This is a genomic window from Cupriavidus sp. GW823-FHT06D04, from assembly GCF_058795055.1.
The window spans coordinates 1-22,002 of record NZ_JBXAHL010000055.1 but is presented as its reverse complement, the minus strand read 5'-3'; the positions used below and the strand labels follow the sequence as shown (position 1 = coordinate 22,002).

The window sequence follows — 22,002 nt, the reverse complement described above, 5'->3', positions numbered from 1 at the left end:
GAGATAACGATCATGTTGACAAGATTAAAGACGGCGAGCGTCGCGATGGCGGGCCTGGCGCTGGCGGCTGCCACACTGGCCGCGCCAACTGGCGCGGCCGAGACGACCGCGAGAGGCGGCCCCCAAGGCAATACCGTTATCGGCATTGCCAACTTTGGTCCACATCCCGCGCTGGATCAGAGCGTTTCCGGCTTCAAGGAGGAAATGCGCAAGCATGGCTACGTGGAAGGAAAGAACACCACGTACGTCTACAGCGACGCGAATTTCACGCCCGCGATGATCCCCCAAATCCTTGGGCAGATTGAGGCGAAGAGGCCGGCGGTGATCCTGACAGTTACAACCCCGGTTTCTCAGGCAGCACTGTCGAGTATTACGGACAAGTCTCTGCCGATGGTGTTCTGTCTGATCAGCGATCCGGTGGCGGCTGGTCTCGTGCCCAACTGGCGCCAGGGTAGCGCGCGCTTCGTTGGATCGGCCAGTGCAATGGACTATGACGCCGTGCTGAGCTTCGCAAAGCGCATGTTCCCCGGTGCCAAGCGGTTCGGCGTGCTCTACTCCCCAGGCGAGGCAAACGATGTGGTGGCAATCAAGGCCATCGAAGCGGCGTCGGCGCGGCAAGGCTTGACCCTACGTAGTATTAGTGTCGATGCCTCCATGGACGTGCCGCAGCGGACGCAGATGCTGTCGGACGTCGATTTCGTCTATGCCATCGGCTCTAATCTCGTGCAGTCGTCCATGCCGGCCGTGGCTTCCGTTACCGACCGCTACAAGATTCCTATCCTGAGCGCGGAGACAGAGCTCATCAAGAAAAGCGGGGTGGTGACAGTCGCTTACTCCGCATCGTATGCAGCACAGGGTGCACAGGCAGCCCAACTGGCAGCAAGGATCCTGGATGGCAAGCGGCCGTCTGAGCTGGCACCCGTCAAGCCGGGCCCCAATGACTACACGACACTAATCAGCCGAAAGAAGCTCACGCAGCTGGGACGGCCGATTCCTGCGAGCATGGAGTCATGCAATTGCTTCGTTGATTAACCATGGATGCCTACGAGGCCGGACGGCGGTCACGCACCGTACACGGTGTTTCGGTTGGCATCTTGATGCTCGACACTGGATTTGAGCGGCTGCCCGGCGACGTCGGTCATGCCGCAACCTGGCCATTTCCGGTCCAGTATGCGGTCATGCGCGGCGCCGATGCGGCGGCGGCGGCGCGCGGCGACACCGAGGGGATGCTGGCAGCTCTGGTGGAGGGCGCAAGGGAGCTAGTGGCTACCGGGGTTGATGCGATTGCCACCAGTTGCGGCTTCTTGGCACCGCTGCAATCCCGGCTGGCGGCGAGCTGTCCCGTTCCGGTCGCTACGTCCAGCCTTCTACAGATCCCGATGGTGCAGCAACTCCTGCCGGCAGGACGCCGCGTCGGGATCCTGGCGGCGACACGAGCGGGGCTCACCGGTGAACTATTTCGTGCCATCGGCGTGTCGCCCGACCTGCCAGTCGACGCGCTTGATGAAAGCAGTACATTCCTTCGCGACCATCGCGAGAACCGGCTGCGGGTAGATGGACTGGCTCATCGCGAGGAAGTCGTTGCGGCGGCGCGACGCCTGCTGCAGTGGCACCCCGATGTGGGTGCTATCGTCTGCGAGTGTGCCAATTTCCCGCGACATTCCAGGGCCCTCCGCGAGGCTACCGGATTGCCGATTTTCGATGCGGTAACACTGGTCAACTGGCTGCACGCGAGCGTGAGCCCTGCCCGCTACGATTGACGCCATGTCCTGACCCCCGGGAATGCTGCGGCAGACTGTCAGTATCAGTCTGCCGCAGAGCATTTACTGCGGCTGGTATCCGGCCGCTTTCACCAACTTGGCATTGGCCTTCCTGCTGCCTTCCGTGACGCGCGCCATGTCATCTGGGGTGCCAGTGCTGGCGATGATGCCGGATTCCGCAACCCGGTCCTGGAAGGCCTTCGATCCGACGACCTTGTTGATGGCTGTGTTGTACCTTGTCACCAACGCCGGCGAGGTCCCGGCCGGCGCGACGATGCCGATTGTCATGACATCGCTCAGGCCGCTGACCCCTCGCTCAGCGTAGGTGGGGACGTCAAAGCCAGGCAGCCGTTCCGGTCCATCGACAGCCAGAAGCTTGAGCTTGCCGGCGCGAACGTGAGGCAGCGCGGCGGCCATCGCGCAGATCCCCGCGGGAATCTGTCCTGCCAGCAGGTCCTGCACCATCGGCGCATCTCCCTTGTAGGCAACGGCTTTGAGGTCCGCGCCGAACGCCTTGTTCAGCAGCGAGATGGAAAACTCCGGCGCGCTCGCCGGCGCGGGAACGCCGACGTTGCCCCGGCCGGGCTTTGCTCTTGCCCATTGAGAAAAGGCCTTTAGGCTGTCGACTTCGGGCCCTACCATTTCCGGATTCACGACGAAGAAGTTCGGCATCGTCCCTACCAGGCCAACTGGAACGAAGTCCTTCTGGGGGTCAAATCCCGGATGGAGATTCGTAAAGGGAATCATGGCAGTGGTATGACTGTTGGTCAGGAACAGTGTATTGCCATCGGGGCCGGCGGACTTGAGGACTTGTGCCGCAATTTGGCCGCCGGCTCCTGGACGATTCTCTACAATGACTGGTCTCGCGATTTCTGCCTGCATGCCTTTGGCCAGCAGGCGAGCAACGACGTCAGTCACGCCGCCCGGCGGGAAACCGACGAGGATCTTGACAGGACCCTCCTGTGCCATACCGGTCTGTGCAGCGAGCGCCATGGGTAACACCACAAGACAGCGTGCCAACGAAGCGATGAATGGTTTCATGGGAATTGATGTGGTTAGGAATTAGTCTCAGGCTGCACTTCTCCTCCAACGGAGTCAAAGTTGACTTAGGACCCTTTTTATGAGGAAACGGGTTCAGATTGCTAACAAACTCTTGAAGGACGGGCTGGTCGGGCGCGGCGCTGTTGCCGGCGCAAGCCTTTGCCAGCCGCCTCGGGTGCTTATCACCACGCCGCTTTTCATGCTACGTACCCCATTTCCGAGTCGCGGTGACGCGCGTCGTTGTCACGCGCTTCGGCGCTGCCAAAGCCCGCGCCGCCGGGAACATCGATGCGCAACACTTCGCCGGAGCGAACCGTCTGCAAGCCTAACGACTTGAGGGTCTCGCCGGTGGTGAGGCCAACCCATCCCGGTGCCCCGTCCATGCCACCATTGCGGCCTCTCGCAGGGTTGCGCACACGGTCAAAGAGACCAAAGAACTGGAATGAAGAGCCGTCACGGGTGGACACTTCCACGCGCTGACCCAGGCCGCCTCGCCATTTGCCGGCGCCTCCCGATCCGGGCAGCAGCTCCTTTTTCCATATGACGATGGGAGCAACGCTTTCGCAGATCTCCACTGGGATGGAACGGATGCCGCTTGGGAAGCAAGTTGCGGAGAGCCCGTCGCTGTTCGGACGCGCACCTGATCCTCCGGAGTTGAAGAACAGGATTTCGAATCCCTGCTGTTGCTCGCTGGTGCCACGCAACTGGAGGCCCCAGTTGCATGCCGCACCCTCTGCCGGCACGCTGTCAGGCATCGCAGCCGCAAGCGCTCCCAGAACGACTTCCGGCAGAAATTGCCCGATGATATGTCGTGCGCAGACCGGGGCCGGGCGCTCCACATTGAGAATCGAGCCCACCGGGGCATTGACCTCGACAAGCGCAAGCGAACCGGCATTGTTGGGAACGGACGGCGCGACCGCCGCCCTGACTCCGAAGGAGGCATAGGCCCGCGTGTAATTCAGAACCAGATTGATTCCACGCTGACTGGCGGCGGAAGTGCCATCGAAGGTCACTGAAACGCCATCTTCGGAGATCGTGACCTGGCATTCGATATGCACTGGAGTATCGTAGCCATCGAGCTCCATGCTGTGGTGAAACGTACCACGCGGCAGTTTCTCGATCGCTGCGCGCATGCCGGCGGCGGAGCGTTCGCAAACAAAGGCGCTTATCCTTTCCAGCCCCGCTTCACCCAGCTCATCCAGTGTTGCCACCAATCGCCTGCCGCTGCTCTCATTGGCGGTGACGTAGGAAAGGATGTCGCCAATCACTGCCTCGGGTTGACGCACATTGACTCGCACCATCTCCAGAAGGTCTTCATTCAGCTGGCCTTTTCGCGCCAGCTTGAGCATTGGAATCTGAAGGCCTTCTTCATATACGGATTTTGCGTCCGGCCCCATGCCAAGGCCGCCGATGTCGACCTGATGACAGGTACAGGCAAAGAAGCCGATGGGCCGGCCAGCCTGAAATACGGGCGACAACACAGTAATGTCGTGCAGGTGCCCCGAGGCAAGCCACGGGTCATTGGTAATGAAATGGTCGCCTTCACTCATTTCCGCGAGCGGGTACTTCTTCAGGAAGTGCACCGTGCATGCGGCAAGGGAGTTCACGTGGCCCGGTGTTCCGGTAACCGCCTGAACGACAAGGCGTCCCTGCAAATCGAAGAGTCCGGCTGCCAGGTCGCCGGCTTCCCGTACGGTCGGCGAGAATGCTGTCCGCATCATGGTGCGTGCCTGCTCTTCAACCAGGGCATTGAGTCGGTCCCACAGGACTTGCAGGCGGATGCTGGCAGGCATTTCGGCTCGGGCGATAGCGGTGCCTTGGGCGCCGGACGCCTGATAGCGCAGGAGCTGGACCTCTCCGGTCGTCCCAAGTGCAAAGGTGAAACCCAGCGGTACCACGACCGTTGTTTCATTAGTTGCGAGCAGAGCCGGCGCCGGTAGAGGATCGGCCAGCCGGAGCTCGGCAATGCGATGAACCGCGTAGCTTTCCCAGGTTCTCGCACCTTGGTCGAACGCATCGCGGAATCTGGGAGACGCCGCTCCCATCGTCCTGGCTGCGGGTGAGTGCCCAGGCATGGGAGCGGGTGTCGCCTGGACGTCCGAGGCTTCAACCCGGATGGTCCAGCCGAGGATCTCAACCTGTCCTGCTTCGACCGTGCGGCCGTAGGATGCCTCGTAGGCCGCCTCAAAGGCCTGCCTCAGGGATTCGCCGTCACCAGCGTGGAACCGCCGGGACGGCAATTGGACACGAATCTCGTGGCCTTGGCCTTGGTAGCGCATCCAGGCCATGCGATGCTCTGTCATGGGCTGCGTCGAGGCAGCTCGGCGAACCAGCTGACGCAGGTCTGCGATGAGGGCATCGGCGATGGCATTGGCCGAATCGGGATCGAATTGCGCCGTGCAAAGAAGGACGCTGCGGGTGGCTTCGAAAGAGACAGGCGCCCGGAGAAAGCCCAATGCGGAGCCCACACCCGCGCCGACAGGGACGATCACATGGTCCAGCCCCAGTTTGGCGGCGAGGCGAGCGCCATGGAGCGGGGCCATGCCGCCAATCGCGATGAGGGTGCGGCCATCGAGTCCCTTGCCGACTTCCACGGCGTGTTCGCGCACCGCACTGGCCATGTTCTCATCGACAATTTCACACACGCTCCAGGCGGCGTCCTGGGCTGACATGCCGAGCGCATCGCCCAGTTGTTCATACGCACGCAGGGCTGCGCCTGGATCGAGCTTCATCTTGCCGCCGCCAAATTCGTCGAGGTCGATTCTGCCCAGCAGCAGGTGTGCGTCCGTGACCGTGGGTACTGTGCCGCCTCGGCCATAACAAGCAGGCCCTGGCACCGAACTGGCACTTTCAGGTCCCACCTGCAGCCGTCCGAGCGTGTCCCGGTGCGCGATGGAGCCGCCACCGGCGCCGATCTCAGCCAGTTCGATGACTGGAAAGCGCAGCGGGATGCCGCTTCCGGCCTTAAAACGGGCGATACGCGCGACTTCCATTGAGCGCGCAGTCTGGGGCACGCCATTATCGATAAAGCAGAGTTTCGCTGTCGTCCCGCCAATGTCGACGAGCAGCGCACGATCCAGCTTGAGCGTTCGCGCAACATGGGCGGCGAGAATGGCTCCGCCTGCCGGCCCTGATTCGAGCAAGCGCACCGGAAAGCGTCGCGCTACTTCGGCTTCACACAAGCCGCCATTGGAGAGCATCAACATCAATGGCGCGGCGATGCCGAGGGTCTCCATTTCGCGCTCAAGGCGCTCCAGGTATCCCGCCATGACGGGCTGGACGTAGGCGTTCGCGCAAACGGTGGCAAAGCGTTCGTACTCGCGAATTTCAGGCGCGACTTCGCAGGACAGGGAAACGCGTATCCCGGGACGCCATGCGCGCAGCAGTTCCGCAGCCCGACGTTCGTGTTCCGGATTGGCAAAGCTATGCAAGAACCCGATCGCGACAGCTTCCACCTTTGTTTCATCCAGCGTCGGCAACAGTTCTCGCAAGCCCTCCTCATCCAGGGGAACCAGGATCTTGCCATCTGACGCCAGGCGCTCCCGCACTGTCAGCCGCAGGTAACGTGGGACGAGCGGCTCTGGCTTTTCTACATGGAGGTCATAATGGTCGTACCGGCTTTCGTTGCCCATTTCCAGGGTATCGCGAAACCCCTCTGTCGTAAGGAACGCGATGCGTGCGCCACGACGCTCGATGACTGCATTGGTCGCCAATGTCGTGCCGTGCACGAGGCTTTTGACATCAGCCGGTTGAAGGCCCGCTGCAGCCAGTATCTGGCGGGTGCCTTCCACAACTGCAACTTCTGGTGCGTGGGGCGTTGTAAGTACCTTGAGGAAGTGGTGACGCACGGCGCCATCGTGAAAAGTCTCAAGTGCGAAATCGGTGAACGTACCACCAATGTCAATACCCAGCCTGGCCATTTATTGAAAACTCCTCGCCGTGACGTACGGGGCTATTTCTCGATGGAGACGGGAGATATAGCCTCGGCGTACCGTTACTTGATCAATACAATGCATTGCCGCTCATTGTATGAACCGAGGTTTGCCGTAGGAGTATTGATTCGGCGGAACATTGAGGATTGCGGAACTTACGTACTGGGAGTGCCGTATCCTGCATATTTGCTCGGTCGAGAGCCATGGTGTCATGGCTGCTCTCCTCAGTGCCGGGTGCCACCTATTAATGATGCCAAAGGCGGAAGTGAGGCTTTGGACGGTCTTTCATCGCTCGCTGCAGAGGGCTTCGCGCTACTAACCCCCGGCGTCAGAATAGTTTATATGAACGCCCCCGATGCGCTAGGTTTTCTTGTGTTCTGATTCGACAGGATAGGTTGCAGCTTTATATGCGGCCTTTCTGCAGCATACGAGCTGCTGGCCCCGATGAAATCCGCTGACTCGCTCCTAATTTGTCGCACGAGCTGAACGCTCTAACTATTCTTCAGGTTTCGCGAATCCCGGTCCGACCTGTCTTGTCATCACACTCGATTGCCAACGCAACCTTTCGACGTCACCCCTGTAATCTTCGCAGCTACCCCCAGTACTATTTTCGAGTCAAGCCGGTTGTATGCTCACGTGATCCCGCTTGTATGGCCTGTCATGCGCGAGGATGGCCCAGATAGTTCGAGCCATCTTGTTGGCCAGTGCTACGGTGACCACGTTCGCCGGTCGTCGTTTCTGCATTTGTTCGGCCCAGGTTCCGGCATTTTTCGCGTGGGAGAGCACGCTACGTGCGCCGTGGATCAGAAGCGTGCGCACATATGTGTCGCCGCGCCGGCTAATCCCCAGTAGCTGGACTTTTCCGCCGGTGCCAGTCTGCCTGGGTACGAGACCGAGCCAGGCGGCAAACTCGCGCCCGGACTTGAACGCCTTCGCGTCACCCATGCTCGCGACAGTGGCCGTCGCTGTCAGCAAGCCAACGCCCGGGATCGCGGCGATTGCTTTGCACGCCTTGTCTTCTTTCATCCACGTTTGCAAGCGCCGTTCAATCTCTGCGATTTGCTTGTCGAGGCGCTCAAGGTCATTCCACAGTTCGCGTAACGATTCGATCAGCATTGCTGGCAGACGCTCCGCGAGCCTTGCCAGGACCCCGGGGATCGCCTTGTCCAGTGCGGCGCGGCTCTTGGCCATCACCTCGCCGTATTCGGATAGCAACCCCCGCAGACTGTTCATCTGCATCGTCCTGAACTTGACCTTCTGTTGCCGCAACCGGTGCAGCGCCAATACGGCCTGCTGCGCTTCGGTCTTCACTGCGACGGCCTTGCTTGGCATCTGTGTGGCCATCCAGATCGCACGCGCATCCGCCGGGTCATTCTTATTGCCGATCACGAATGCCTTGACGAACTTCGCCGGCATCAGCTTGATTTGATGGCCCATCTCGATCAATCGCCGTGCCCAGTGCTGGGCACCGCCACAGGCCTCCATTCCAATAAGACACGGTTCGCGATTCGCAAAATGCTCGAGGAACACGGCGCGCTTCAGTTGCTTGTTCACGATTTCGCCTGTGTCAGCATCTACCCAGTGAAGTTGGTCGGGTAGCAGCGACGCATTACTGCGCCGCCGCCCCCTCAGAACCGGACGTGCAGGTCGCCCCGCATCCGGCTCAAGCCATTCCTTCAGCGCCACTGGGTGGCACCGGACAGCCCGGTGGAACGTTTCGCGGTTCGACGGCGGGCAAGGTAGATGTCCCATGCCGGATCAAACGGATTAGCCAGTCCCCGGATTTTGATGTGGCGCTGGATGGCGGCCGTCGCTGCGCGGAAGAGTTGCAGGCCGCAGGTGTCATCCTCGGTCGAACCCTTCGTTGCAAAATCCCAGGACCGATGTCCGTCACACCGGAAGTAACGTTTCCTGACCCACCGGGCTCCTTTCGTGGGGTGCCTACGTCTTGCCCACTTCCAGAGCAGGTGCCAGATGTGCGAGTCGATCGTTGAGAAGGTCGCTTTTGCCACGACGTGGCGATGATACATAGTCCAACCCCGAATGATCGGGTTCAGCCTACGGATCAACGCCTCTTGGGTGACACTCGCGTTGCCCTTGATGACTTCCCTGACCTTGTCGAGCAGCGATTTGATACTTTTCTTCGCTGGCTTGATCAGCAGTTTGCCGCCGTACTTGCGCACGTTTTGGCCAAGGAAATCGAAACCCTCCGCTATGTTGGTGATCCTGGTCTTCTCTTCCGAGAGTTCCAGACCTCGGGCGGCCATAAACTGCCTGACCGCGGGAAGCACCCGGGATTCCAGCACATCTCTCGACACGCCAGTCACCACAAAGTCATCGGCATAACGGACGACGTTGAGCTGAGCCTTGCTGCGAGCAAGTTTGGATGTTCCCACACTTGCATGGACTGCCGCTTCAAGCCCATCCAGCGCCATATTCGCGATTACGGGCGAGATAACACCCCCTTGGGGTGTACCCGCCCGCGACTCGAACAGAGTTCCCTCATCGATATATCCGGCCTGAAGCCACTTTCGCAGAACCCCCTTATCCATCGGTACGTTCTCCAGGAACCAGGAATGACTGAAGTTGTCGAAACAGCCTCGAATGTCACCCTCCAGAACCCATTCTGGCGACGCACGCTTAGCCAGAACGTTGAAGCACTGCTCGATGGCATCGGCGGTCGAGCGTCCGGACCGAAAGCCGTAGGAATTGGCATCCGCCAGAGTCTCCGCGACGGGTTCCAGAGCGAGCTTCCATAAAGCCTGCATCGCCCGGCACCGCATACAAGGAATTCCTAACGGACGCTTCTTGCCGTTACTCTTGGGAATGTAAACCCGCCGCAGCGGCATCGCCCGATAGCCGCGATGACGTAGCGACACCATTCCGTTCCATCTGGCCGCCGGGGACGACCATATCCTGCCATCCACCCCCGGCGTCCTCTTACCGCGATTTTCCGTCACACGCTTCACGGCCAACATCTTGCCGCTATGCGAGCGGGTCAGCAGACGTTGCAAGGCTTTCACCTTGCCCCATCGGCCTTCCCGGACCACCTTGGCGATACGCACCTGAAGCCGTTTCACCTCTGCCTCAATGTGCGGCCAGTTCGCCTGATCCCACATCTGTGCAGCGTGCGAGGACGCACCAGCTCCCGACACTTTCGCATCGTACGCCGTCATCTGCTTTCCCTCGTATAACGGTTGGTCAAAGTTCTCTCGCCATGAATGACCCTGCGGAAGTCTGCCCACTTTCGTGTCGGGCAATGTTGCAGCCCGTATCCCGGCCATTACAGCCGGGCGTTCGCTTTCTCCGCGTTCCTTTACCCACCACGCCAACAGCGTTCCTTACGGTTCGCCTGCCGTCACCGGCAGCATGATGGGCTTACCCTGTTCCGCATGAATCTCCGAGCGGGGCGGACCCTTCCTCTTCGCCGGCGGCTGGTTGTCCATGGTGGCCCAGTATTCAAAGACCACTCCTCACCGCATACCGTTTTGGTTCAAGCCTGTCAGCACGTTTGGCTTGTCAAAGATCACGACGTTTATCAGAAGTTCACATATGTTGGTCGTACCCACTCATCCCTTGCTCCTCTCCGCCTTCGTGCTGGCAGATTCCGCTTCGCCTCGCGGCTGGGCGTACCGGTTATCCGGCGGCTACGTTGTCCCCAGAGCTTCACACCGAGCTGTTACCGGCTCCGCATGTCTGGGTAGGGAACGGTTGATGGAACAACCGGTTTCGTCAGGCCATACGTTCTCCTGTGAAACAGAAATTCAGGCGACTTGCAGGTCGCACGAAGACATTCTTCGCGATATCCACCCCGACCGTCGTACGCTTCATTTCGAACTCTCCGGTGAAGAAGTCAATGATCTTCCCCATTTTGGCCAAATTGATGCCGTCGGAATGTGAGGAGTCGCTCATTTTTCGACACATATCCGGTAGGTGGGGGCGTTCATTCCATTTGTCGTGTTACCTGATCTCGATTGACCCAGTCTGGGGGCGGTAGAGTCAGAGTGAATGAGAGCCTATTCAGCAGAGAGAAAGGAAGCACTGTTGCGCCGCATGATGCCCCCCCGAGAACGCGTTGGTGTCGGCGCTGGCAAGGGAGACTGGAATCACTGAGCAGACGCTGTATGCTTGGCGTCGACAGATGAAAGCGCAAGGAGTCCCGGTGCCGGGAGATGGAAAGAACCCCGAGGCCTGGTCCTCGGAAGACAAGTTTGCGGTGGTGCTGGAAACCGCGCCGCTCAATGAAGCGGAATTGGCCGAGTATTGCCGCCGCAAGGGTCTTTATGCGTAGCAGATCGCTGCCTGGCGAGAGGTCTGTCGATCGGCCAATGCCAACGCAGGTGAGCAGGCGCGAGAGCAACGGCTTCAGTCGAAAGGTGACAAGAAGCGCATCCAGCAGCTTGAGAAGGAATTACAGCGAAAGGAGAAGGCGCTGGCGGAAGCGGCCGCACTGCTCATCCTGAGAAAAAAAAGCCCAGACGATTTGGGGAGAAATAGAGGACGACTGATCAGCGTCCCAGATCGCCTGTTGTGTATATCGCTGATTCGAGAGGCAGAACACTCTGGCTGCCGACTGACGCAGGCTCGCGACGAGTTGGGTCTGAGCCTGCGCACCTTCCAGCGCTGGGTTCGGGATGGCGACGAGGTGGTCGCAGATGCTCGCACCACCACTGAGCGGCCAGCGCCAGCCAGCAAGCTAAGCGAGCCGGAACGCCAGCAGATTCTTGAGGTGGCCAACAGCGTGGAGTTTGCCAGTTTGCCGCCCAGCCAGATCGTACCGACGCTGGCGGACCGCGGCCGGTACGTGGCCTCGGAGTCGAGCTTTTATCGTGTCTTGCGTAGCACGTCGCGGCAGCATCACCGCGGTCGTGCACGCAAGCCCTCGGCCCGGGTGGTGACCAGCCATTGCGCCACCGGACCCAATCAGGTGTGGAGCTGGGACATTACCTGGAGTACGCCCAGCCAGCGTAGCCCGCCCGTTTGGGGGTGAAGCTGCTTGAGCATGTTTGGAATGCAGGACCCGGCGGAATTGAAATTGTGCAGTACCGGGGCATGCCCTTCCTCTGCTGCGAGAGGAAGTGAGCCGAAGCGGCGGTGACCTGCTGACACTGGCAGGGTGACGTAGTCCGTGGGAAACGGGGCTTGCGGCGAAGCGGTTACGCCAAGATGAGTCTCTAGGCTGAGCATGGGACGGTTGAGGAACACGAACCTGTTGAAACGCATCTGAGGGTTGAAATGTCACCCCTGCCCACACCGCTTGATGGGCATGACGCGAGCTGTTACCGGGCACATCCATGGCCCGGTGGCACGAATGCTACTTGGATATGTAAGCCGAGCAGCAAGGAGCCATGGGGAGCGCGCAGCTAGACCGTGGTGTTCGCGACGACTTGCGGCAAGCAAGGATAAAGACTGCGACAGGCAACCTCGCCCATGCGTTGAGTCCAGCATGTGAACTGGGGAAGGTTTGCACAGATGCCAAGGGAGTGTGCCCCCGATGATGTGCAAACTGGCGGAGCCTCCGTAGTAGTCCGAGGTCGGGAAAGCCGGCCACATGGCGAAGGGAGGCAGTTGAAGTGGTTTGTTTGGTTAATTAGCTGACTTTAGTGAGGTGAAGACCTTTGATAATCAGTGAAATGCAAAGCAAACTGGCGACATGGTCGACGGAGGACAAAGAGCGAAAGTTCGATCGACTCCTGAGACTGATTGCCAATAGGGATTGGCTGAGCGAAGCGGCTCGCATTACACTGGCCTCCAGTGGAGCCCGCACGCCGGGCGTGGACGGGGTCGACAAGTGCATGATGGAGGAGAATCTCCAGCATGAACTGGCGACGATACGCGACGAGTTGCTGACGGGCTCATATAGTCCGCTGCCTGCACGACGCGTGTACATACCGAAAGCGAACGGAAAACTCAGACCTCTCGGCATACCGAGCCTGCGGGATCGGATCGTGCAACGGGCAATGTTGATGGCGATGGAGCCGATATGGGAGAGCGATTTCCACCCGGCTTCATATGGCTTTAGGCCTGCCCGTAGCGTACATCACGCGATTCGCGCGGTGAAGCTCCAGCTACAAGACAGCGGTGAACAAAGTACTGCGGGACGTTGGGTTATCGAGGGCGACCTCGCCAGCTACTTTGATACGGTTCATCATCGGCTGCTTATGAAGGGGATTCGCAAGCGGATTGCCGATCAGCGCTTTCTTGCCCTGCTCTGGAAGTTCATCAAGGCGGGTTGTGTTGATCGCGAGCTGTTTCGTGCTGCAAGCGAAGGCGTTCCTCAGGGCGGTGTCATCTCGCCTCTCTTATCCAACATCATGTTGCATGAGTTCGATGCGTGGATGGAACGGAACTACCTGAACAAGAAAGTGCGGAAGGATCGGTGGGCGTGGAACTTCGCAATTCTTAAACAGCGACCCATTGCTGTTCGAGAAAGCCGGCAGTGGAAGCCAGCAGTGGCCTACTGTCGATACGCGGACGACTTTGTGATTGTGGTAAAGGGCACACGCGAACATGCCGAGGCAGTACGAGAAGCATGTCGTGGGTTCCTTGAAGGCGAGTTGAAACTCACGCTGAATATGGAGAAAACCCATATCACGCATGTGAACGACGGCTTTGTCTTCCTCGGCCACCGGATCATTCGCAAGCGTGGGCCACGCGGCAGCATGAGGCCTGTGACGACCATACCGTGGGAGAAGTATCGCGGCTTTGCCGGGAGGCTCGTCAAGCAACTGTCGGGCAACTACGGCATGAACCGGATGGACCTGATGGAAAGCCTGAATCGGCAGATCGTTGGCTGGGCTGCCTTCTATCAATACACCGACTACACAGCCACCATGTTCAAAAAGCTGGACCGATCTGTCTTCTGGAAGTTCGGGTACTGGCTTGCGCGCAAATATAGGCGGGGATTCCGCTCGCTGATGCGCGACCATGTTCTGGCGCCAGCGCCGGGACAGGCGAAAACATGGGTGTTGGAGGGCCTGAATAGTCGGGGATGGTATGGAGCGGTGGCGCTTCGGCGTCTGGTTACCAGTCGCAAAGGTCGTTTTACCTGGCGCACCCTGATGGAAAATCCGTACATCCTGCGCGACGAGACACGCCGTACCATCGAGTCGCGTTACCCCGATGTCGCCTTTGCTATGAGCAACACTTGAACGGAGAGCCGGATGCGTTGAGAGGCGCAAGTCCGGTTCGGAGAGGAGAGACAGGGAAATAGTCCGACTACGCCCTGTCTCTTACTCTACTGCCAGCGGAAATCAAGGGCCAGTATTACTACTGGTACATGATACTGGACGTGTTCAGCCGCAAGATCGTCGGTCATGATGTGCATCGGGCGGAATCGGCGGAGTTGGCGGCGTTGCTCATGCGGCGAGCCAGTTTGGCCGAAGGTCTGGCAGGACGTCCTCTGGTTCTGCACTCGGATAACGGCGGTCCAATGAAGGGCGCGACGATGCTGGCCACCCTGGAAAACCTGGGGGTGGTCGCTTCGTTCAACCGGCCGCGCGTGAGCAATGACAACCCCTACGCGGAGTCGTTGTTCCGAACCTGCAAATATCGGCCGGACTACCCGCGCCAGGCGTTCGACAGCGTGGACGAGGCACGCGCATGGACGCAGCGATTCGTGCGCTGGTACAACCACGAGCACAAGCATAGTGGACTGAGATTCGTGACACCGGTGCAGCGCCACGGTGGCGTAGCCGCGGCGGTCCTGGCGCACCGTGAAGCGGTCTATGCTGAGGCTAAGGCCAGAACGCCCGAGCGTTGGTCCGGGCCGACGCGGAACTGGAGTTAACTGCGCGTCATGGACATCCTTGACGCCCTGCGCCTAGCCCCGAGTGCCGACTTATACCGCCTGTATCTGACCATCGGGGGGATGATCAACGATCCCAAGCGTATCCTCGAAGTCCGCAGGCACCTGCATATCGGCATGACTGTCGGCTACGTTGCCGACGACCTTACCCAGCCGATGCGCCAAGGGCGCATCCTTGAGTTGCGTCAGACCCAGGCTGTGGTCTAGGACATCGCCAGTGGCCGACACTGGAGCTTGCCCTAAGCCTCCGTGCTCGCCGAGCCCACTACCGCCGCACAGCAACCGCCGCACGCTTCACCGCCGCCGCCACCCCGGGCGCAGCGTGCGGACTTCCTCGTCGGCGATACTGTCAGCTTCACCGACCAGCACCTGCGCGAACGCATCGGCACCATCGTGCGCCTCAACCAGAAGACCGCCTCCATTCAGTGCGACCCGAACGAAGGTCACTGGCGTGTCTCCTTCGCGCTACTGCGCAAGGTCGTCGATCTCTGAGTATGCTTCGCCATTCGCACAATAAGAATGCCTAGACCCAAGTCCGACCAAGATCGTGAACACCGAATCACGATGGAGATAGTCGTCGACGCTTACAGTTCAGAGGAGCGGTCGATGACATGGTATTACTACCTCGAGGAGCAACTCACTGTCCCGTTTGAAGCAGAGGTTCGCAAGCGATCGCCAACCTCGCTGCTCAACCCCGGCGACCGGGTTCAGGTGATCGCAATGGCGCCGGAGGACGTGTGCGAGTCTGAAGTCTTCGTGTGGATACGATGGGACAAGCGCAAGCTTGCTGTACCACTAGTGCAACTCGTGCCACTGGAGAGCGACGAGATGACGCAGCAGGCCATTGCTGATTGGCAGTACTGGCGGGACCGTGGCTATCAGTTCTGACATCAGATCGTCAGCCGTGATGCCATAGCATCCGACGCCCTCCACAATGCCAATGAACTGCCGGAGCAGTATTCCCAGGTCAACATGGGTTCTGCTGACGGATACCCCACTACCACCATTCTTCTGCTTGTTGACAAACGTGGGCGAGCCCGCCAGCTTCGTCCTGGCCGTACGAGCGAGGTCTGGTGGCCGGTGCCGCGCCTGTTTCTTCGGCAAACCGCCTTTCTACCACGACTGTCTACGCGCCCCGCGTCGACTCCCTCTCCATCCTTATCATGGCATCCCGAGGAAGACGTGTGCCGAATCTCGCCGTTTGCGCACGGGATGCCGCCGACCTTTGACGCAGCCAGATTTGTGCGGATTTACATCGCCATCGACACTGGTAGCCACTGGCACGCCGGCGCTGCGGCTACGCCAGGGCGGCGACGCAATTACCAGGTTTCCCGAGCTGGTCGGTCCTTCATCCTGATATGCCGGTAGAAATCCATCAATCAAAGCGTTGAAAACAAGGCTCGCCGGATCATGACACTGCTTGAGCCACCTGGGTTGCCTGAGCGGCCGCAAACACGCTGGCGAACTCACTGTCGAAACTCGCGCCCTCCTCCATCAGCCATTCGAAAAACGTCTTGACGACAGGGTCGTGCTGGCGTTCATTGCGTGTGATGATGAAGTAGCCGGGCGAGTCCAGCGTTAGGTTGCCAAACGGCGCCACAAGCTGGCCCGATGCAATGTCGTTCACCACAAGAGGCGAGTACCCCATGGCAACACCAATACCATCAATTGCTGCTTGAAGACAGAAATACAGGTGCTCGAGTTCCAGCGACTGCTCCGGCACCACCCGGCTGTGATGCGCCGCTGCGAGCCAGTCTTCCCACGCCGTGCGCCTTGCGGGGCAATGCAGGATGGTGTGGTGACTGAGGTCGGTAATGCTCCGCAAGGGCCGCTGCCTGAGCAGCGAGGGAGAACACACCGGAAACGAGCACTCCGAAAGCACGCGCATCTTGTTGAGCCCCACAACTTCATGCGGCTCGCGGCGGATTACCACATCGATGTTGGCAGGCAGCTTGCTCATGGGCTCCAGCCCGGTCGAAATCTGAACCTCGATGTTGGGATACCGCGCACGAAACTGCGCAAGGCGCGGAAACAGCCAGCGCATGGTGAATGTCGGCAGCGCATTCACCCGGATCACCTCGTGCGCGCTGATCCTGCGCGACGCAGAGGCAATCACCGAAATCGCCGGGCTGATGGAGTCCAGATACAGCCGCCCCTGATCGGTCAGCTCGACCGACTTACCCAGCCGGCGAAAGAGCTTCACGCCAAGCCACTCTTCCAGCGATTTGACCTGATGACTGACGGCGCCATGCGTGACCGACAGCTCGTCTGCCGCCTTCGAGAAACTGCGCAGCCGGCCCGCAGCTTCAAATGCGCGGATGGAATTCAGCGGGGGAAGTCGTTGCATACAGTGTTAGAAATCCTCACATGAGACGTCAGTTTAAATCAATTGTGCCCGCTTACAACCGATGTTTAAACTGAGAACGAGCCATTACCTCACATTCCATGGCGCGTTGATGTGAGGCTTTCTAAAATCAAGATGGAGAAAAAATGCTTTCAAGTAAGTTGATTCTAGATCTGAGCTGGGTGCTTGGCGGCCCGTTCGGCGGACAGTTGCTTGCGCAACTGGGCGCGGAAGTGATCAAGATCGAGACCCTCGACGGCGACTACGCACGCCAGATTCCTCCCGTAACAGACACCAGCGATTCTCCGTTCTTTCTCTCGGTGAATCGCGGAAAGCGCAGCGTGGCCATCGACCTGAAATCGCCGGAAGGCAAACAGGCATTCGATGATCTGGTGCGCAAAGCCGATGCCGTGATCTATGGCTTTGCGCCTTCCGTGCCAAAGCGGTTGGGTGTGGATTTCGAGACCCTGCGCCACATCAACCCGCGCATTGTGGTGGCGCAGATCGTGGGGCTGGACGACAAAGGCGAGTACGCCGATGCACCGGCTTTCGACCTGATGCTGCAGGCCATGTCGGGCGTGATGAGCATCACGGGTCAGGAAGGCGGCAAGCCATCCCGTGTGGGGTATCAGGTTGCGGATCTGGCGGGCGGCCTGTATCTGGCGTTGTCCACAACCGCTGCCATGGTGAAGGCATTGACCACCGGCGAAGGCGCGCACATCCAGATTTCCCTCTTCGACGCGCAGGTGGCCATGCTCACGTGGCAGGCGCAGAGCTGGCTCGGCGGCGGCCCGGCACCGCAGGCCACCGGCGCACGGCACGCCATGATTGCGCCGAGCGACATCTACCTTGCGGCAGACGGCAAATGGATTGCCCTTGCACCAACCGGCGAAGCATTCTGGCGGAAGCTGTGCGAAACCATCGGGCAGGCGGAACTCGCAGACGACGACCGCTTCAAGGACGGTGCCTCGCGCATCCGCAATGTGGGCGAACTCACGCAGGCGCTCAGCGCGGCCATTGCCACGCGCCCGTCCGCCGAATGGCTCAGCATTTTCAAGGCAGGCCGCGTGCCTGCAGCCGTGGTCATGAACGTGGACGAAGCGCTGCAGCACCCGTTGATCGAAGCCCGCCAGATGGTGGAAACGGTCAGCAAGCGGAAAGGCGACGCCACCGTGCGCATGCTCGGCAACCCGTTCAAGTATGCCGATATGCCCGAACTGGCCTACCCGCCCGCGCTAGGCGCAGACACGGAAGAGGCGCTCACGCGGATTGCCGGATACTCCAGCGCCCGCATTGCAGAGCTTTCACAAGCTGGCGTCATCCGCACCGCCACTGCCGCCACTGTCTCTACTACACAGGGAAATGCAGCATGACAGACGCACTCCACACAGGCGCATGGTGGGAAGCCGCTGCCGTGAAATTGCGCCAGACCGCGCGGCAGTTTGCACTGGATATCATCGCCCCGCTCTCTGCCCAGCCTTCGTCACAGCAGACATGGGCTGGCCCCGCATTGCGCCTCGCCTGCAAGCAGGGACTGGCCGGTATCGAGGTTTCCAAAGAATACGGCGGCCTAGGCCTTCCCTTCACCGTGCGCACGCACATTGCTGATGAACTGGCCGAGGTAGATCTTGCGTTTGCCTTTGCCTTCATCAATCACCACAACGCTATTCTCCGCATTGCCGAAGGCGCCACGGAAGAGGCTTGCGCGGCCTATGTGCCCGCCATGCTGCGCGGCGACCTGATCGGCTGCACTGCCATGTCGGAAGATGCTGCGGGGAGCGATTTCGCGGCCATTCGCACCCATGCCCGCAAAGTGGATGGCGGCTGGGAACTGAGCGGCACCAAGAAGTGGGCCGCCAGCGCAAAAGGCGCGGACATCGCGCTGGTTTTCGCGCAGACGGATGCGCGCCTCGGTGTGCATGGCATTGCCTGCTTCATCGTCAACCTGAATGCGCCATCGTGCCGCCGCATCGAAGGAGACGATATGGATGGCCTGGCCATCGCCGGTATTGGCGGCTTCGAACTCGATGCGCATATCGTGAGCGACCGCGACATGCTCTATGCGCCCGGAGCCGGCTTCAAGCAGGCCATGGCCGCCATCAACAAGGCCCGTGTCCACATTGCAGCCATGGCCTCGGGCATGCTGAGCGGCGCGCTGAAGCAGGCGACGGCCTACGCCTCGGCGCGCGTGGTATTTGGCGCGCCCGCCATCAACCAGCAGGGCTTGCGCTGGTCGCTGGTGGATGCCGCGATGACGCACGACGTCCTCAAGCTGCTCATCCGCCATGCCGCAGCGCTGATCGAGCAGAACGCGGACGACGCCGTGAACGCGGCGGCCACTGCCAAGCTGTATGCGGGCAACGAAACGCTCGCGGCAATTTCCGCGTGCATTCAGGCGTTCGGCGCAGCGGGCATGACGCAGGAGCATGGCCTCACGCGCAAGCTGCTCGCCGCCAAGGCCATCTGCCTTGCCGACGGCACCAACGAAATCATGCGCGACCGGCTTGGTGCCTCCATCGCACAGCGTTTTGCGCGCAGCTTTCGGCAGACCGGAGACGCACGCATCCCGGACACCTCTACCCATCACAGCACCACCACCGTGTTCAAGGCTCTCTACATCACCAAATCGGAAACCGGCGCCAGTGCCGTTAACATACAGAACCTGCAACTGAGCGACCTTCCGGACGCCGAAGTGCTGGTACGGGTGAGCCACTCCACGCTCAACTACAAGGACGCGCTCGCCATGACCGGCAAGGCGCCGATCGTGCGTACCTTCCCGATGGTGCCAGGCATCGACTTTGCCGGCGTGGTGGAGCGCAGCGCCGACCCGCGTTTCAAAGCGGGCGACGCAGTGCTGCTGAACGGCTGGGGCACCGGCGAAACTAGCTGGGGCGGGCTTTCCCAGTACGCCACGGCAAAGGCTAGCTGGCTGATTCCACTGCCCGCGGGCATGACTGCCGAACAGGCCATGTCCATCGGTACGGCGGGCTACACAGCCATGCTGTGCGTAATGGCGCTTCAGGAACGCAGCGTAATGCCCGAAGCCGGGCCGGTTCTGGTGACCGGTGCCAACGGCGGCGTCGGCAGTATTGCCATTGCCCTGCTTGCACGGCTGGGCTACATGGTCACGGCATCAACCGGCCGCCCGGAAGATGCGGACTACCTGCGCTCGCTGGGCGCAAGCGCCGTCGTCAACCGCGCAACGCTGAGCGAACCTGGCAAACCCCTGCAAAAAGAAAACTGGGCCGCCGCCGTGGACTGCGTGGGCAGCCACACGCTGGCCAACGTCGTCGCGGGCATCCGCTACGGCGGCGTGGTGGCCGCATGCGGTCTGGCGCAGGGCATGGACCTGCCCGCCACCGTGGCGCCCTTCATTCTTCGCGGCGTCACGCTCATCGGCATCGATAGCGTGTACGCCTCGCAAACGCGCCGTATCGCCGCGTGGAACCGGCTGGCAAACGAACTTCAGCCCGAGGTGATCGCGCAGAACACCCGCGTCATCGGGCTGGACGATGCCATTACAACCGCATCGGAACTGCTGGCAGGTAAAGTCCGTGGCCGGGTCGTTGTCAACGTCAATCAATAAAAACCATCCATCACTCGAAACGAGGAGACACACGCCGTGAAATTGAAGACCATTGCAGGAGCGCTTCTGGCGGGCGCAGTCACACTGGGCGCGTTTGCCGCGCATGCGCAGGACTATCCGAACCGGCCAGTGCGCATGATTGTGCCGTTTCCGCCCGGCGGCTCCGTGGACTATGTTGCCCGCGCCATCTCCCAGAAATTCTCCGAGAACCTCGGTGCGACCGTGGTGGTCGACAACAAAGGTGGTGCTTCCGGAACCATCGGCACGTATGAGGCCGCACGCGCAACACCGGATGGGTACACGCTCCTGCTGGTCTTCGATTCGCACGCCGTCAACAGCAGCCTGTACGACATCAAGTACGACACCTTCAAGTCGTTCGACTATGTGAGTCTCATCGGCACCATGCCCATGGCACTGGTCACATCGAAGAAATCCGGATTCACCACGCTGCCCGCGCTCGTGAAAGCCGCCAAAGACAACCCCCACAAGCTGAACTACGGCTCGTCCGGCGTGGGTGGCTCCAACCACCTGAACCCCGTGGCGTTTGAGCGTCAGGCTGGCGTGCAGCTGTCGCACATTCCGTACCGCGGCGGCGGCCCGATGCTGACTGCCCTGCTCGGTGGTGAAGTGGATATGGTGATTGGCAGCCTGCCAACCGTCATCGGCTACGCCAAATCCGGCCAAGCCAACGTTGTGGCCATCGGCAGCAAGGCACCTTTGTCGCAGTTGCCCGCCGTGCCGACCATCGACTCGGTGGTGCCGGGTTTCATTGCGCAATCATGGATTGGCATGATGGTGCCTGCCGGTGTTCCCAAAAACATCCAGGAAAAAATCCAGATAGCCCTGCGCAAAACGCTGGCGGACGCTGCCGTGAAAACCCGGATGGAATCCGACGGCTTCAACATCATCAACAGCACGCCTGCAGAGTTTGAACAGCAAGTACGACGCGAGCACAAACGCTGGTCGCAAATCATCAGGGAGGCGAACATCAAGGTGCAATAACGCGGTAGGCACAACACTCAGCGGCCGGGCAGCCGCTGAGTGCCGAAACCGGCGGCCTACCCGTTGGGCGGCTGGCTACCCGCTGGCGCAGCCTTGGCAACCCTCAGCACATCACCCACGGTAGCCTCCACATACCCGCCCAGCGCGCAACCCGCAACCTTGTCACTGTGTTTTGGGATTGGCGCGCTGGTATTTTCTGCAACGCCGCCAGTCCATTTCTCACGTTGACCAAGTAGGCTGCGCCGTCGGCAGTAAGGGAGAAATCACTGCGCCCAAACAGCTGGAAACCAATGTGCGATTCAAGCTGGCGGATTCTGTGGTTAACCGCGCTTGTGGTGATGAAAAGCTCCTCGGCGGCGCGGCTCGCACTGCGAAGCCGCGCAACTGCCTCGAAAGTGACCAAGCACTGAATCGGCGGGACGTGCTGGATCGCCATTCGCTCCCTGCTAATCACTTAGAGACGGTTTCAAGTGCGACACGTGTCGCCGTCCGCCGCGCGTCAAGCGGCATGATGTAGGGATGGCAAAGCT

At 60.4% G+C, this 22,002-nt stretch carries 16 protein-coding genes and 3 pseudogenes; 12 read left to right on the top strand and 7 right to left on the bottom strand.

Annotated features, from left to right (window positions below):
• Window positions 1-12: 12 nt before the first annotated feature.
• Both AC1Q7H_RS36450 and AC1Q7H_RS36445 read left to right on the top strand, forming a co-directional pair.
• Window positions 13-1,032: an ABC transporter substrate-binding protein gene (locus AC1Q7H_RS36450; protein WP_492316713.1), complete on the top strand. Its 1,020-nt coding sequence runs from the start codon at window positions 13-15 to the stop codon at window positions 1,030-1,032.
• 2 nt (window positions 1,033-1,034) lie between these two features.
• Window positions 1,035-1,760, top strand: coding sequence for an aspartate/glutamate racemase family protein (locus tag AC1Q7H_RS36445; protein WP_492316714.1), 726 nt, complete (start codon window positions 1,035-1,037; stop codon window positions 1,758-1,760).
• Between the two features lie 63 nt (window positions 1,761-1,823).
• Here the strand turns inward: AC1Q7H_RS36445 and AC1Q7H_RS36440 are convergent, their stop codons facing one another.
• The 5 genes from AC1Q7H_RS36440 to AC1Q7H_RS36420 all read right to left on the bottom strand — a co-directional run bounded on the left by AC1Q7H_RS36440 (window position 1,824) and on the right by AC1Q7H_RS36420 (window position 10,645).
• Window positions 1,824-2,801 (bottom strand): Bug family tripartite tricarboxylate transporter substrate binding protein, encoded by a 978-nt coding sequence (locus tag AC1Q7H_RS36440; protein WP_492316715.1) that lies wholly within the window; start codon window positions 2,799-2,801, stop codon window positions 1,824-1,826.
• 197 nt (window positions 2,802-2,998) lie between these two features.
• Window positions 2,999-6,721 carry a hydantoinase B/oxoprolinase family protein gene (locus AC1Q7H_RS36435; protein ID WP_492316716.1) on the bottom strand — a complete coding sequence of 1,241 codons (3,723 nt, stop codon included), beginning with the start codon at window positions 6,719-6,721 and terminating at the stop codon, window positions 2,999-3,001.
• A 627-nt stretch (window positions 6,722-7,348) separates the two neighbouring features.
• Entirely contained in the window at window positions 7,349-8,365 is a 1,017-nt protein-coding gene (locus tag AC1Q7H_RS36430; protein ID WP_492316727.1) for an IS110 family RNA-guided transposase, read from the bottom strand.
• Between the two features lie 44 nt (window positions 8,366-8,409).
• Entirely contained in the window at window positions 8,410-9,909 is a 1,500-nt protein-coding gene (gene ltrA / locus AC1Q7H_RS36425) for a group II intron reverse transcriptase/maturase (RefSeq protein WP_492316717.1), read from the bottom strand.
• A 556-nt stretch (window positions 9,910-10,465) separates the two neighbouring features.
• Entirely contained in the window at window positions 10,466-10,645 is a 180-nt protein-coding gene (locus tag AC1Q7H_RS36420; RefSeq protein ID WP_492316718.1) for a hypothetical protein, read from the bottom strand.
• 96 nt (window positions 10,646-10,741) lie between these two features.
• Between AC1Q7H_RS36420 and AC1Q7H_RS36415 the strand changes: the two are divergent.
• The 6 genes and pseudogenes from AC1Q7H_RS36415 to AC1Q7H_RS36390 all read left to right on the top strand — a co-directional run.
• Window positions 10,742-11,684 (top strand): annotated as a pseudogene (locus tag AC1Q7H_RS36415) (transposase); the annotation flags it as partial.
• A 682-nt stretch (window positions 11,685-12,366) separates the two neighbouring features.
• Window positions 12,367-13,884 (top strand): group II intron reverse transcriptase/maturase, encoded by a 1,518-nt coding sequence (gene ltrA, locus AC1Q7H_RS36410; protein ID WP_492316719.1) that lies wholly within the window; start codon window positions 12,367-12,369, stop codon window positions 13,882-13,884.
• An 83-nt stretch (window positions 13,885-13,967) separates the two neighbouring features.
• Window positions 13,968-14,519: pseudogene (locus tag AC1Q7H_RS36405) on the top strand (transposase); the annotation flags it as partial.
• 12 nt (window positions 14,520-14,531) lie between these two features.
• Window positions 14,532-14,747 carry a hypothetical protein gene (locus AC1Q7H_RS36400; protein ID WP_492316720.1) on the top strand — a complete coding sequence of 72 codons (216 nt, stop codon included), beginning with the start codon at window positions 14,532-14,534 and terminating at the stop codon, window positions 14,745-14,747.
• Between the two features lie 42 nt (window positions 14,748-14,789).
• Complete coding sequence (locus AC1Q7H_RS36395; protein WP_492316721.1) at window positions 14,790-15,032, top strand: hypothetical protein; 243 nt, start codon at window positions 14,790-14,792, stop codon at window positions 15,030-15,032.
• Window positions 15,033-15,059: 27 nt separating this feature from the next.
• A complete protein-coding gene (locus tag AC1Q7H_RS36390) occupies window positions 15,060-15,428 on the top strand; it encodes a calcium-binding protein (protein WP_492370404.1) in 369 nt (122 codons plus the stop codon).
• A gap of 520 nt (window positions 15,429-15,948) precedes the next feature.
• On the opposite strand, the gene gcvA is transcribed toward AC1Q7H_RS36390, so the two are convergent.
• Window positions 15,949-16,887, bottom strand: a complete 939-nt coding sequence (gene gcvA, locus AC1Q7H_RS36385; protein ID WP_492316723.1) for a transcriptional regulator GcvA — start codon at window positions 16,885-16,887, stop codon at window positions 15,949-15,951.
• A gap of 143 nt (window positions 16,888-17,030) precedes the next feature.
• On the opposite strand from gcvA, the gene AC1Q7H_RS36380 reads away from it, so the two are divergent.
• The 4 genes and pseudogenes from AC1Q7H_RS36380 to AC1Q7H_RS36365 all read left to right on the top strand — a co-directional run bounded on the left by AC1Q7H_RS36380 (window position 17,031) and on the right by AC1Q7H_RS36365 (window position 21,472).
• Window positions 17,031-18,257 (top strand): CaiB/BaiF CoA transferase family protein, encoded by a 1,227-nt coding sequence (locus tag AC1Q7H_RS36380; RefSeq protein WP_492316724.1) that lies wholly within the window; start codon window positions 17,031-17,033, stop codon window positions 18,255-18,257.
• Window positions 18,254-19,390: pseudogene (locus AC1Q7H_RS36375) on the top strand (acyl-CoA dehydrogenase family protein); the annotation flags it as partial. The gene AC1Q7H_RS36380 and the pseudogene AC1Q7H_RS36375, both read left to right, overlap by 4 nt.
• Window positions 19,391-19,483: 93 nt before the next feature.
• Window positions 19,484-20,470: an acrylyl-CoA reductase (NADPH) gene (gene acuI, locus AC1Q7H_RS36370; protein WP_492316728.1), complete on the top strand. Its 987-nt coding sequence runs from the start codon at window positions 19,484-19,486 to the stop codon at window positions 20,468-20,470.
• Between the two features lie 36 nt (window positions 20,471-20,506).
• Window positions 20,507-21,472, top strand: a complete 966-nt coding sequence (locus tag AC1Q7H_RS36365; protein WP_492316725.1) for a Bug family tripartite tricarboxylate transporter substrate binding protein — start codon at window positions 20,507-20,509, stop codon at window positions 21,470-21,472.
• A 103-nt stretch (window positions 21,473-21,575) separates the two neighbouring features.
• Here AC1Q7H_RS36365 and AC1Q7H_RS36360 read toward each other — a convergent pair whose 3' ends face one another.
• Window positions 21,576-21,908: a LysR family transcriptional regulator gene (locus AC1Q7H_RS36360; RefSeq protein WP_492316726.1), complete on the bottom strand. Its 333-nt coding sequence runs from the start codon at window positions 21,906-21,908 to the stop codon at window positions 21,576-21,578.
• Window positions 21,909-22,002: the final 94 nt, after the last annotated feature.

Bases quoted from the DNA above. Each gene is read 5' to 3' on its own strand.
- AC1Q7H_RS36450 (WP_492316713.1), top strand. From the start codon at position 13: ATGTTGACAAGATTAAAGACGGCGAGCGTCGCGATGGCGGGCCTGGCG.
- AC1Q7H_RS36445 (WP_492316714.1), top strand. From the start codon at position 1,035: ATGGATGCCTACGAGGCCGGACGGCGGTCACGCACCGTACACGGTGTT.
- AC1Q7H_RS36440 (WP_492316715.1), bottom strand. From the start codon at position 2,801: ATGAAACCATTCATCGCTTCGTTGGCACGCTGTCTTGTGGTGTTACCC.
- AC1Q7H_RS36435 (WP_492316716.1), bottom strand. From the start codon at position 6,721: ATGGCCAGGCTGGGTATTGACATTGGTGGTACGTTCACCGATTTCGCA.
- ltrA (WP_492316717.1), bottom strand. From the start codon at position 9,909: ATGACGGCGTACGATGCGAAAGTGTCGGGAGCTGGTGCGTCCTCGCAC.
- AC1Q7H_RS36420 (WP_492316718.1), bottom strand. From the start codon at position 10,645: ATGAGCGACTCCTCACATTCCGACGGCATCAATTTGGCCAAAATGGGG.
- ltrA (WP_492316719.1), top strand. From the start codon at position 12,367: ATGCAAAGCAAACTGGCGACATGGTCGACGGAGGACAAAGAGCGAAAG.
- AC1Q7H_RS36400 (WP_492316720.1), top strand. From the start codon at position 14,532: ATGGACATCCTTGACGCCCTGCGCCTAGCCCCGAGTGCCGACTTATAC.
- AC1Q7H_RS36390 (WP_492370404.1), top strand. From the start codon at position 15,060: ATGCCTAGACCCAAGTCCGACCAAGATCGTGAACACCGAATCACGATG.
- gcvA (WP_492316723.1), bottom strand. From the start codon at position 16,887: ATGCAACGACTTCCCCCGCTGAATTCCATCCGCGCATTTGAAGCTGCG.
- AC1Q7H_RS36380 (WP_492316724.1), top strand. From the start codon at position 17,031: ATGCTTTCAAGTAAGTTGATTCTAGATCTGAGCTGGGTGCTTGGCGGC.
- AC1Q7H_RS36360 (WP_492316726.1), bottom strand. From the start codon at position 21,908: ATGGCGATCCAGCACGTCCCGCCGATTCAGTGCTTGGTCACTTTCGAG.